This is a genomic window from Vibrio paracholerae, from assembly GCF_037672085.1.
Taxonomy (GTDB): Bacteria; Pseudomonadota; Gammaproteobacteria; order Enterobacterales; family Vibrionaceae; genus Vibrio; species Vibrio cholerae.
Genome location: NZ_JBBHLM010000002.1, coordinates 2,029,883 through 2,043,076, shown reverse-complemented (window position 1 = coordinate 2,043,076; position 13,194 = coordinate 2,029,883). Strand labels below are relative to the sequence as shown.

The window sequence follows — 13,194 nt, the reverse complement described above, 5'->3', positions numbered from 1 at the left end:
GCGTAAACTTAACTAAAAAGCTCAGTCTTCAAGCAATTTTTGTAACAGAACCCCATTTAACATCGCACGTTTGATCATAGCAAAAGCGCCCATAGTGGGTTGTTTGTAGACTTGTGAAGACACAATCGGCAAATGTTGGTGGAACGTTTTCAGTGACTGATTTTCTACGTTGCGTTGAATCGCGGGGAATACGATCTCTTTGGCGGCGGTAATTTGCCCTGCAATCACGATCTTTTGTGGGTTGAATAGGTTTACGGTAATCGCAATCGCCTTACCCAACTGATTACCTACACGAACCAAAGCTTGTTTTGCCAGTTCATCCCCAGCATTTGCGTGCTCACAGACATCATCAATCGTAATCGTATCGAGAGTAGAGAGCGAAGATTCATACCCCTGAGCGATCAGTTTTTTCACACGAGAAGTGATAGCAGGGTTGGTCGCAACGGTTTCTAGACAACCAAAGTTGCCACATTGACATTGCTCACCAAGAGGATCGATTTGGATGTGGCCAATTTCACCGACGTTGCGGTTATAGCCTAAGAAGACTTGACCGTTAACGATAATCCCTGCACCTGTGCCACGGTGTACACTAACTAGAATGGAATCTTGGCAATCTTGGCTGGCGCCAAAATAATGCTCAGCCAAGGCAATACCACGAACGTCGTTACCCACAAAACATTCAACATGGAACTCATCACGAATGGTTGCACCGATAGGTAATTCATTGATCGCGACATTAGGCATGTACTCTACAACGCCAGTTTCTGGATTGACCAAACCGGGTAGGGCCACGCCAATCGCAATCAGTTGATCAATTAATGCACTATGTTGTTGAATAAATTGTTTGACCTGTTTGATCAGGCTCGACATCAACACGTCTTGCGTGTTGTAGTGAAACTCATGATGCTCATCAACCAGCGAGTTTCCGCCTAAGTCATAGAGGCTAAGTTGAATATAGTCACGTCCGATACGCACGGCAATAGAGTGGAATGGCTTGACTTCTGTGGTCAGCGAAATGGCTCGCCGACCCCCTGTAGAGGCTTGTTGTGCGACTTCTTTGATTAAGCCGCGTTCAAGTAACTGGCGGGTAATCTTGGTAACACTGGCTGGAGCCAGTTGGCTTACATCTGCGACTTGAATCCGACTGATTGGACCTTGTTGGTCAATCAAGCGATAAACCGCCGCACTGTTTAGCTGTTTAACTAAATCTACGTTACCAATTTGTCCGCCATTCATTATCAATTCTGCTCGTATTGTCCGTTAACTACCGTCGCTTTTACGTTGAAGTCACGATCAAAAACAGTCAGGTTGGCGATCATACCTTTCTTGATACGACCTAATTTATCATCCACACCGATTGCTTTCGCTGGATACAGAGTAGCCATTCGCAGAGCTTCATCTAAAGCGATACCGACATGCTCAACCGTATTTTGAACTGCTTCGATCATTGTTAGGGCTGAACCGCCAAGCGTGCCATTTTCATCAACACATTTGCCATCTCGGTAATATACTTTCTTACCGACAAAAATAAAGTAATCCATTTCAGCGCCTGCAGGAGCTGTGGCATCGGTCACTAATACGAGCTTTTCACCCTTAATTTTGTGGGCTATTCGGATGTTTGCGTAATCAACATGGAAGCCATCAGCGATGATGCCCGCATACACCTCTGGCGTATCATAAATTGCCCCGACCACTCCCGGTTCACGCCCTACCATAGGGGTCATTGCGTTAAAGAGGTGGGTCGCAAAGGTAATGCCGGATTCAAAGCTTTGACGTGCTTCGCTATAGGTCGCGTTTGTGTGTCCAATAGAAACAACAATTCCCGCTTTAACCAGCTTCTCGATATGTTCAGGCTTATTATTCTCTGGCGCGAGAGTGACTTTGGCGATCACATCATTATTGGCACAAATCGTATCAATCATCGTATCGTCAGAGGGGCGGATGAAGTCAACGCTGTGGATCCCTTTTTTCATGACATTCAGATAAGGCCCTTCTAAATGAAGACCAAGCGATTGATTTGGGTATTTAGCCTGATATTCGCGAGCGGCGGCAATTGCTTGGCGCATGTTTTCATCGGAAGAGGTGATCAGTGTTGGAAGGAAGCTGGTACAGCCCGATTTAAGGTTAGCTTTGTGCATGATATCGATGGTTTCCGCTGTGATTTCATCATTGAACATCACGCCACCACAGCCATTCAGCTGTAAATCGATAAAACCAGGGCTGAGGTTTGCACCGTTTAGGTCGACCACATTCATCTCGGATGGAAGAGATTCGATAGGGCAAACGGCTTCAATTTTGTCACCGTTGATGATTACCGCATGTTTCACAAGCACATGATTGCCTGTGTAGATTTTGCAGTTCGTTAGCGCATACATAATCAGCTAATCCTCTTGTCGATATTTTTAGATTCATTTTAGCGACTCACCGAGGTTACAGCCAAAGCGCAAGCTGCTTCACTTCAATCAGGTCGCGAATTATCTTTTGTGCAAAAGGCCACAGCAACTGCGGCTAAAAATAAGTCATTGGTCAATCCACTCTTCGCGGTGCTTAACCTAAGGGCATTAGGAGAAATGCACTATGTTAACGAGTGTAACACGGTGACTGTCTGACCAACAAACGCTGTAATATTAGCGTCCAAAAGTTGTTTTTTTACATCATAAAATAAGTTTTATGATCTGGCTAGCAAAATCATTTCGTTCTTAGAACTACGGGTGATTAGGATCACAAATGATGAGGTTTTAATTTGCGGAGCAAAATTAATGTCATAAACTGACCAGGACTAAATTGGGAGACTAAAAAAAGTCTCTCAATACTATACAAAAATCCTATAGGGGGAACTTAAGGTGAATATTCTTGGATACTTCCAGAAAGTAGGTAAGGCATTGATGGTACCTGTTGCTACCTTGCCTGCCGCTGCAATACTCATGGGCATTGGTTATTGGATCGACCCCAATGGTTGGGGAGCCAACAGTGCTTTGGCCGCCTTCTTGATCAAAGCGGGTGCAGCCATTATTGATAACATGTCGGTACTGTTTGCTGTTGGTGTCGCTTACGGTATGTCTAAAGATAAGGATGGTGCTGCTGCGCTGTCTGGTTTTGTTGGATTCTTAGTCGTTACAACATTATTATCTCCTGGAGCGGTAGCTCAGATTCAAGGTATCGACCCGAGCGCGGTTCCTGCTGCATTTGGCAAAATTAACAACCAATTTGTCGGTATCTTGGTTGGTATTGTATCAGCTGAAATTTATAACCGTTTCTCTACTGTCGAACTTCACAAAGCACTTGCATTCTTCTCTGGTAAGCGTCTTGTCCCAATCTTGACCTCTTTTGCAGGTATTTTCATTGCTTTCATTCTTATGTACGTATGGCCACATGTTTATGGTGGTTTAGTTGCATTTGGTGAGTCAATTCAAGGGCTAGGTTCAGTCGGTGCTGGTATTTACGCTTTCTTTAACCGCTTGCTTATCCCAGTCGGTCTACATCACGCTCTTAACTCTGTGTTCTGGTTTGACGTAGCTGGCATTAATGATATTCCTAATTTCTTGGGTGGAGCCAAATCGATTGCTGAAGGTACAGGTATCCCAGGCGTGACCGGGATGTATCAAGCAGGTTTCTTCCCTATTATGATGTTTGGCCTACCTGGTGCCGCGCTTGCCATTTATCATACATCTACAGCCAAGAATAAAGAGAAAGTCGCTTCAATTATGATTGCAGCTGGTTTTGCTTCGTTCTTTACTGGTGTCACGGAACCACTTGAATTTTCATTTATGTTCCTTGCTCCAGCACTATATGTATTGCATGCGGTATTGACTGGTCTTTCAGTATTTATCGCTGCTTCTATGCAGTGGATTGCCGGCTTCGGTTTCTCTGCAGGTCTTGTTGATATGGTGTTGTCATCACGCAACCCGTTGGCAGTTAACTGGTACATGCTGATCTTACAAGGCTTAGTATTCTTTGTACTTTACTATGTGATTTTCCGCACGGCGATTTTGAAATTTGGTCTAAAAACACCAGGTCGTGAAGACGATGATAGCGATAATCAAGTATCAGGTGCGAAAGAGTCCTCTGAGCTAGCTAAACAATATCTTAAAGCCCTTGGTGGTCATGACAACTTGTCTAACATTGATGCTTGTATCACTCGTTTACGTCTATCAGTTAATGATATGAGTGTGATCGATGAGAAAACGCTGAAAACATTAGGTGCAATGGGAGTTGTTAAGCTGGGGACTAATAACTTGCAAGTTATCCTTGGCCCTCTAGCAGAAATCGTCGCGGGTGAAATGAAAGCCATCAGCCCGAAAGAAGATCTTTCTGACGTTAAACTGCCTTAATCGAGTTTAAACCCTAGCCTGAATCAAAGCCTTCGCGAAAGCGAAGGCTTTTTACTTATTTCCCGTTTGAGAAGTGGCGATATAAGCATCGAACCGTAGAAATAATCACAAGAAATCCATAGTTTTTATTGTGCCCACTGCAAGAATTGTGGATGATTAGCGGCAATATTTTCTGTTTTCTAGCCTTGATGGTACAAGAAGCAGAAACGCTTTCTGACAATACTAAATGAATTTTGAGGTGCTATAGATGAGTGAAGCTGAGGCTCGTCCATCGAACTTCATCCGCCAAATTATCGATAAAGATCTTGCGGATGGTAAACACACGACCGTGCATACTCGTTTCCCGCCGGAGCCGAATGGCTACCTGCACATCGGTCACGCCAAGTCAATCTGTCTGAATTTCGGTATTGCTCAGGATTATCAAGGGCAGTGCAACCTGCGCTTTGATGATACAAACCCAGAAAAAGAGAACCTTGAATATGTTGAGTCGATCAAAAAAGATGTGACTTGGCTAGGTTTTGATTGGTCGGGAGAGGTGTGTTACTCCTCTGACTATTTTGACAAGTTGTATGAATACGCGATTGAGCTGATTCAAAAAGGCTTGGCGTATGTGGATGAACTGACGCCTGAGCAAATTCGTGAATACCGTGGCACTCTAACTGAGCCTGGTAAGCACAGCCCATACCGCGATCGTAGCGTAGAAGAAAACCTAGCGTTGTTTGAAAAAATGCGTGCAGGTGAATTTGCAGAAGGTCAAGCTTGTCTGCGTGCAAAAATCGATATGGCATCATCTTTTATCGTGATGCGTGATCCTGTTTTGTACCGTGTGCGTTTTGCTGAGCACCACCAAACGGGTGACAAGTGGTGCATCTATCCGATGTACGATTTCACACACTGTATTTCTGATGCGCTCGAAGGCATTACGCACTCTATTTGTACTTTGGAATTCCAAGACAACCGCCGTCTGTATGATTGGGTTCTTGATAACATCACGATTCCATGCCATCCACGCCAGTATGAATTCAGCCGCTTAAATCTCGAATATACCGTGATGTCTAAGCGTAAACTGAACCAGCTAGTGACCGAAAAATTGGTCACAGGTTGGGATGACCCACGTATGCCGACCATTTCAGGCCTGCGTCGTCGTGGCTTCACGCCGAGTGCTATTCGTGAATTCTGTAAGCGCATTGGTGTGACTAAGCAAGAAAACATGATTGAATACAGTGCATTAGAGTCTTGTATTCGTGATGATCTTAACGAAAATGCACCACGTGCGATGGCCGTTCTGGATCCGGTTAAACTGGTGATTGAGAACTTCGCCGCAGGCACAGTGGAAACCTTGACGCTGGCTAACCATCCGAACAAACCTGAGATGGGCGATCGCGAAGTGCCATTTACCCGTGAGTTGTGGATTGAACGCGAAGATTTCCGCGAAGAAGCCAACAAGAAATACAAGCGTTTGGTGTTAGGCAAAGAAGTGCGTCTGCGTGGTGCTTACGTCATCAAAGCTGAGCGCATAGAAAAAGATGAACAAGGTAATATCACTACGATCTTCTGTTCTTACGATCCTGAAACCTTGGGTAAAAACCCAGCCGATGGCCGTAAAGTGAAAGGTGTTATTCACTGGGTATCTGCTGAAAAAGGCGTTCCTGCGGAGTTTCGTCTCTACGAGCGTCTGTTCACTGTACCCAATCCAGGTGCGGCGGATAACTTTGCCGAAACCATTAACCCAGAATCTCTGGTAAAAGTTCAAGGTTATGTTGAGCCAAGTTTAGTCGAAGCAAAACCTGAATTTGGTTATCAGTTTGAGCGTATGGGCTATTTCTGTGCCGATAACAAAGATTCTAGCCCGCAGGCTTTGGTCTTCAACCGCACTGTTGGTTTGCGCGATAGTTTCGCCAAAATCGACGAAGAGTAAGCCGAAAAACGAGAGTAAAATGCAAAGCCAGCCAACGTGCTGGCTTTGTTTTTAGGCGTGGAGAAAATGGTGCTGCCTCACGCTAGGACTGAAATTTGTGTGAGATTCCTGCGATTATTCCGGTCGTGACACATTTTTTGCCAGCCAGTCTATAGTTTTGCTAGGTGGATCCGATATATTTAACCAATCTCCGTACTTCAAAATTCAAAGCACATACTGAGCCTTTTATGCGTCGATTTTTCCAACGATTCCTGTTGCCACTGGCAGCGATGGTCGTGACTCAGACTTCTTTCGTCAGTGCAGAAAGCATTCGTCTTGTTGGCCCTGATGGCCAAGTGCAACCCACGCCCCAATATAGTGAAAATATTGTCCGCAATGTGGCTAATAATGAACCTGGTCGATTTTTTGGGCCTACGTCGGCTAACCAGACTTTGTGGTCGATAGCCAGTCAGTTACGGCCTTCGCCCAGTGTCACGGTGCAACAAACGTTATTAGCCATTTATCAGCTCAATCCTCAGGCGTTTGAAAATCAGAATATTCACACTCTGATCCCAGGTAGTACTCTACGTGTTCCGTCACTGGCACAAATCAGTCGCAATAGTACTAAAGACGCAGTCAACATCATGGCGTCTCACCAAGCAAAATTAAACCAAACACCCGTTACACCAGTGAGGCCTGTGGCTCAGCCACGTCCGGCGCCTGTTGTAACGCCAAAAGTAGAAGCGGTCGCGCAAACGCCACCTCAAGTCACCCCTACGACCGCGCCGCAAGAGAAAGCGCCTACGGAGTTAAAACCTACTGTCAAACCAAGCCAATCGACAAATGTTGACGTGATGGCTCTGGAAGAGAAGAACCACACTTTGCGCCTGATGCTTTCGCAAGTGCAATCGGAAGTCAGCTCTCTCAAACAGGAGCTGGGTGATGAAAACCGCATCCGTAGTGAAGTTGAGAAATTGTTGGAAGAAGAGCGCCGTAAAGCGGAAGAAGCCTCGCGTCTTGCGCCATCGGCTTTAGATAATTTGCTTTCTAATGGCTGGTTAGTGGCGCTGTTAGCGCTAATCCCAGGTCTGCTGATTGCTATCGTAGTGCTTCTGCTGCTTAACCGCCGATCAAGTGCTCAGCAAGAAAATCCAACGCAAAACAATATCACTTCTGAAATGCCAACAGCGGCGCCTGTCACTTTAGGTCCAGAACAGACAGAAGATATTGGCGATGATCTGCTGCTGGATGATGACCTCTTCAGCACCACCGACGACAAAGAAGAAAATGAAGCTGAGAAAGTGTTCTCAGATGAAGACGACGTGTTCGCCGATCTGAACGAAACCGATCTTGATTTCAATCTTGATGGACAGGACAGCGATGATCTGTTTGTAGGTATTGATGATGATGGCGATCTCGATACCGAGTTCGATGCTCTGAATGAAAGTGCCAACGGTATTTCTGTTAACGCTGATGATAAAGCGCTCGGACTTGAGGAGATGGAGCGTGCGCTAAATGATGTTAGCGAACCAACCGACAACGATGATCTGAATTCTTTTGACTTGGCTGATGAAAATCAAATGTCGGAGGATGACATCGAAGCGCTGTTATCCGGTGATGAAGAGAATGAGCTGCTTAGCGATGGCAAAGTGGATCAATCGCTGCTGGATGACTTACTCGCCAGTGAACTCGATGCTTTGGATGAGGAGCCTGCTCTCCAAGATATTGAAACCCTAGATACGCTACTCAATGATGAGCTGGCGTCGCTCAGTGAAGTGGATAATGACGAATTTGATCTTAGTGGTGCAGGCGTAGCGGGTGACCAAGATTTGGATGACCTGTTTGCCTCTATCGAAGAGCAAGCTGACCTTGAGCAACTTGAAGCCAAAGCGATAGATGAAACGGCATTACTTGATGAAATACTCGCTGAACAAGATGCTCCTCTGAGTGAAGAGAGTACCGAGCTTTTAGATGAGTTGTTGGATGATTTTGATAAGCCAGAAAACGATGAGTTTGATGCCCAAACAGCGGATCTTCTTCAACCTGATGAGTCCATTTTAGATTTAGAGGAAGACAGCACCCAGTTACTCAATGAGGTGTTGGGGGAACCCGTGCCCGAAGAGCTTGCCGCTGAGCTTGAAATTGACCAAAACAGCACTGAGCTTTTGGATGAATTACTGGATGATCTGGACTTGGATGATGAATCCATCGAAGCGACAGAATTCTCAGTGGCACCGGAAAAACTCAGCGTAGAAGATGGTACTGAGCTTTTTGATGAGTTGCTTGAAATTGAGCAGCATCCAGAGTCAGCCGAATTAATCTCAGAGTTGGCAACCGAAGATGAGTTTAATAGCGATACCTTCATTGACGATTTACTCAACTCGGCACCCGCAAAAGATCCGTTACTTGAACCTGTACTCGATGAAAATGAGGCTTTCGCACAAGCGGATGATTTTGATTTCAATCCTGAAATTGAAGGTGGTCTGGAAGACGACTTACCGCAGCCAAGTGCGCTACCCGCCAATGAGTTTGGTACTCCTCAAGATGAGGATTGGGTATTTGATGAGGATGACTCCTCACCAACTTTAGAGGGTAATGCTGAGCTTGAGTTATCTTCGGCTGAGGATGATTTGCCAGAGCAGACTACCGCCACAAATGAAACGGCGGATGAATTGTCGGCAGATTTGGCTGCGCAGCCGCAATCAAATACAGTGGATACGTCTGATGATGCGTTAGCCCCTGACGCACTTTCTCAGCCTATCGAGGAGTCTCTCACTCTTAACGATTTGGAGCTGCCAGAAGAGAATGATGAGCCTCAATTGACTGAAGTCACTCCGTCTTCTGCATTCGACGAACAACAAGTTGAGACCGAAATTGAGCCTGAGTCGGAACCGTTGGCTGCAGAAGCATCTAGTGATGAAAGTGACCTTACTGCGCTTAATGAATTCGATTTGCCTGAGTACACCGAAGAAGATGCCTTGGCGGATGCGCAGTTAGAGCCTGTCGCAGAATCGGAAGTTGAGCCAGAGCTTGAGTTGGCAAGCGATCTCGAAGAGGAAGAAGCCTTTACCGAGCTTAATGAACTCGATTTGCCCGAGTACACCGAAGAAGATGCCTTGGCGGATGCGCAGTTAGAGCCTGCCGCAGAATCGGAAGTTGAGCCAGAGCTTGAGCTGGCAAGTGAGCCAGCTGAGGAAGAAGCCTTTACCGGGCTCAATGAGCTCGATTTGCCTGAGTACACCGAAGAAGATGCCTTGGCGGATGCGCAGTTAGAGCCTGCCGCAGAATCGGAAGTTGAGCCAGAGCTTGAGCTGGCAAGTGAGCCAGCTGAGGAAGAAGCCTTTACCGAGCTTGATGAGCTCGATTTGCCTGAGTACACCGAAGAAGATGCCTTGGCGGATGCGCAGTTAGCGCCTGCCGCAGAATCGGAAGTTGAGTCAGAGCTTGAGCTGGCAAGTGAGCCAGCTGAGGAAGAAGCCTTTACCGAGCTTGATGAGCTCGATTTGCCTGAGTACAGCGAAGAAGATGCCTTGGCGGATGCGCAGTTAGAGCCTGCCGCAGAATTGGAAGTTGAGTCAGAGCTTGAGCTGGCAAGTGAGCCAGCCGAAGAAGAAGCCTTTACCGAGCTTGATGAGCTCGATTTGCCTGAGTACACCGAAGAAGACGCCTTGGCAGATGCGCAGTTAGCGCCTGCCGCAGAATCGGAAGTTGAGCCAGAGTTGGAGTTGGCAAGTGAGCCAGCTGAGGAAGAAACCTTTACCGAGCTTGATGAACTCGATTTACCTGAGTACACCGAAGAAGATGCCTTGGCAGATGCACAGTTAGAGCCTGCCGCAGAATCGGAAGTTGAGCCAGAGCTTGAGTTAGCAAGTGAGCCAGCCGAGGAAGAAGCCTTTACCGAGCTTGATGAGCTCGATTTGCCTGAGTACACCGAAGAAGATGCCTTGGCAGATGCGCAGTTAGCGCCTGCCGCAGAATCGGAAGTTGAGCCAGAGTTGGAGTTGGCAAGTGAGCCAGCTGAGGAAGAAACCTTTACCGAGCTTGATGAGCTCGATTTACCCGAGTACACCGAAGAAGATGCCTTGGCAGATGCACAGTTAGAGCCTGCCGCTGAATCGGAAGTTGAGCCAGAGCTCGGTGATGAGACAGAAACGCTAGCACAAGAGACAGAAAGTGATGCGCTGGTTGCCGATGAGGATTTACTGGCCAGTGTTGAAAGCGCAGCAGACGAGGTTCAGCCTGAACTTTCGGATGCGACTCAAGATGAACCACCGACACAATCTTTGGCTAACAAGGCATTTGATGAAGAAGCGCTGCACGATTGGCTGAGTGATAATCCCGATGGTGAAAAACCGTTTAGCTTTGATCGTCCACTTGATGCTAAAACGATTGATAGCGCGGGCATGGATATTGATGCCATGTTGCAAATGGGCGGCGAAGACTGGAATGGTTTCCACCTAACCCCAGATCAGCAAGCGCAGTTGCCGGATGATGTACCTGAGGATGAGCAAGCGATTTGGGCGAGTGAAACACCGGAGCCGCAAGCGAAGCCTGAAAACTGGGGATCGCAAGAGGATTTGCTGGATTTCGACCCACAGCGTGACGGCTACATGACCATCGACGAGCTCATGGCACAGGTAGAATCGGAAGAGCAAGGCTTAAACCCTGATGAAGAGGAGCTTAAGCTTGATGTGGGTCTGGATGAGTTCCCTGATGTGATTGGCGATATTCGAGACATTGATGTGGATAGTGGTGCGGAAGCAGCAGGTAAGCTGGATTTGGCCAAAATCTACATTGAAATGAACGATGAGAAAGGAGCGATTAAACTGCTCGAAGAGGCGATTGTTGACGGCGATGATGAGATTCGCCAACAAGCTAAACGGCTGATCGATGTGCTGAATGGGCGAGTGTAGCTCCCTCTAACTCTCTCGACACTTTAAAAGGCAGCTTAGCTGCCTTTTACTTTTGTGGTGATTAGAAATTTACTGGCAAACTGTTTATACTTCCCGACCCATTTTTATTGAGACAAACAGCATGAGAATCGCGTTAGGTATTGAGTATGACGGGACTCACTACTACGGTTGGCAGCGCCAGAGAGAAGTCAAAAGTGTCCAAGAAGCGTTAGAAAAGGCGCTGAGTAAGATTGCCAACCATCCAGTGGAAGTGCAGTGTGCTGGGCGAACCGATGCGGGGGTACATGGTACTGGACAAGTGGTGCACTTTGATACCAGCGCCGAACGGCAGATGGTCGCTTGGACCATGGGAGCCAACGCGAATTTGCCGAAGGACATTGCAGTACGTTGGGCGATGGCGGTTCCTGATGAATTTCATGCACGATTCAGTGCCACTGCACGCCGTTATCGTTATGTCATTTACAACCATGTTTATCGCCCGGGGATTTTGAATTCTGGTGTCAGCCATTACCACGGCGAGCTGGATGTTGAAAAAATGCAGCAAGCAGGACAGTACTTGCTGGGGGAAAATGATTTCACCTCATTTCGTGCGGTGCATTGTCAGTCCCGTAGTCCTTGGCGTAATGTCATGCATCTGAATGTGACGCGTCACGGTCGTTATGTGGTGATTGATATTAAAGCCAATGCGTTCGTGCATCATATGGTACGCAATATCACGGGTAGCTTGATAGCCGTCGGGCGTGGTGAGCAGAAGCCAGAGTGGATTCAATGGTTATTGGCACAAAAAGATCGCACCTTAGCGGCGGCGACGGCCAAAGCGGAGGGGCTCTACTTGGTTTCTGTCGATTACCCTGCCCATTTTGGGTTGCCCGAAATGCCAATTGGGCCACTTTTCTTGCCTGATAATTTGAACTAACAGCTAGTAATTGACTCAAAAATAAACAATATTGTGCTTTGGCTAAAGCGTAGAAATAGGTACAACCAGTTTTTTGTCTACAGTTGGCATTTTCTGTGTTTTAATCCACACGCATTTTTTGTCGAATTTATCTCTCCTGCTGATGGCGGGAGATTGAGAGTAAAAGGTCTTCCATGAGTTGGCTCGAAAAGATTTTAGAGAAAAGCAACATCGTCAGTTCACGCAAAGCCTCTATCCCAGAAGGCGTTTGGACTAAGTGTACATCGTGTGAACAAGTGCTTTATTACGCGGAGTTGGAGCGTAACCTAGAAGTTTGTCCTAAGTGTGATCATCACATGCGCATGAAAGCACGCCGCCGTTTGGAAACGTTTCTGGATCAAGGTGAGCGTGTTGAGCTGGGTGAAGAGCTAGAGCCACAAGACAAACTGAAATTTAAAGATTCTAAACGCTACAAAGAGCGTCTTGCTGCGGCGCAAAAAGCCAGTGGTGAGAAGGATGCTCTGGTCGTCATGAAAGGTGCTGTGCTTGGTGTTCCTGTCGTGGCGTGTGCCTTTGAGTTCTCTTTTATGGGCGGCTCAATGGGTTCTGTGGTTGGCGCTCGTTTTGTGCGTGCGGTTGAAGCGGCCATGGAACACAACTGCGGATTAATCTGTTTCTCCGCCAGCGGCGGTGCGCGTATGCAAGAGGCATTAATGTCTCTGATGCAAATGGCGAAAACCAGTGCCGCGCTAGAGCGTTTATCGGATAAAGGCTTGCCTTTCATTTCCGTGATGACCGACCCAACCATGGGCGGGGTGTCAGCGAGTTTGGCGATGCTGGGCGATATTAATATCGGTGAGCCCAAAGCATTGATCGGTTTTGCTGGTCGTCGCGTTATTGAGCAAACCGTACGTGAAGAGCTTCCGGAGGGTTTCCAACGCAGTGAGTTTCTGCTAGAGCATGGTGCGATTGATATGATCGTTGATCGCCGAGACATGCGTCAGCGTGTCGCTAGCTTACTGGCGAAAATGACTGGCCAAGCGTCTCCTCTCGTAGTTTCTGTGAACGACGCGCCAAATGAAGCGCCTTATGCGGTACCAGAAGCCAATAAAAAAGGGTAAAGTAAGCGCTAACTAAACCAACGGATTCTATGGTTGT

Annotated in this window: 7 protein-coding genes; 5 read left to right on the top strand and 2 right to left on the bottom strand. The window is 47.1% G+C overall.

The features are described from left to right. Window positions 1-21: 21 nt before the first annotated feature. Complete coding sequence (gene nagC / locus R4537_RS14380) at window positions 22-1,236, bottom strand: DNA-binding transcriptional regulator NagC (RefSeq protein WP_071178529.1); 1,215 nt, start codon at window positions 1,234-1,236, stop codon at window positions 22-24. A 2-nt stretch (window positions 1,237-1,238) separates the two neighbouring features. Continuing rightward, entirely contained in the window at window positions 1,239-2,375 is a 1,137-nt protein-coding gene (nagA, locus tag R4537_RS14375; RefSeq protein ID WP_071178528.1) for an N-acetylglucosamine-6-phosphate deacetylase, read from the bottom strand. A 468-nt stretch (window positions 2,376-2,843) separates the two neighbouring features. Here nagA and nagE point away from each other — a divergent pair, with 468 nt between their 5' ends. The 5 genes from nagE (at window position 2,844) to accD (ending at window position 13,157) form a co-directional block, all read left to right on the top strand. Beyond that, window positions 2,844-4,331: an N-acetylglucosamine-specific PTS transporter subunit IIBC gene (gene nagE, locus R4537_RS14370; RefSeq protein WP_001961382.1), complete on the top strand. Its 1,488-nt coding sequence runs from the start codon at window positions 2,844-2,846 to the stop codon at window positions 4,329-4,331. Between the two features lie 247 nt (window positions 4,332-4,578). Further along, the gene (gene glnS / locus R4537_RS14365) at window positions 4,579-6,249 is read left to right on the top strand and encodes a glutamine--tRNA ligase (RefSeq protein ID WP_001287115.1); all 1,671 of its coding nucleotides are present in this window, start codon (window positions 4,579-4,581) and stop codon (window positions 6,247-6,249) included. A gap of 476 nt (window positions 6,250-6,725) precedes the next feature. Beyond that, window positions 6,726-11,141 carry a polar hub landmark protein HubP gene (gene hubP, locus R4537_RS14360; protein WP_338953910.1) on the top strand — a complete coding sequence of 1,472 codons (4,416 nt, stop codon included), beginning with the start codon at window positions 6,726-6,728 and terminating at the stop codon, window positions 11,139-11,141. A 121-nt stretch (window positions 11,142-11,262) separates the two neighbouring features. After that, window positions 11,263-12,057, top strand: coding sequence for a tRNA pseudouridine(38-40) synthase TruA (gene truA / locus R4537_RS14355; protein WP_001216990.1), 795 nt, complete (start codon window positions 11,263-11,265; stop codon window positions 12,055-12,057). Window positions 12,058-12,230: 173 nt separating this feature from the next. Beyond that, complete coding sequence (gene accD, locus R4537_RS14350; RefSeq protein ID WP_000118596.1) at window positions 12,231-13,157, top strand: acetyl-CoA carboxylase, carboxyltransferase subunit beta; 927 nt, start codon at window positions 12,231-12,233, stop codon at window positions 13,155-13,157. Window positions 13,158-13,194: the final 37 nt, after the last annotated feature.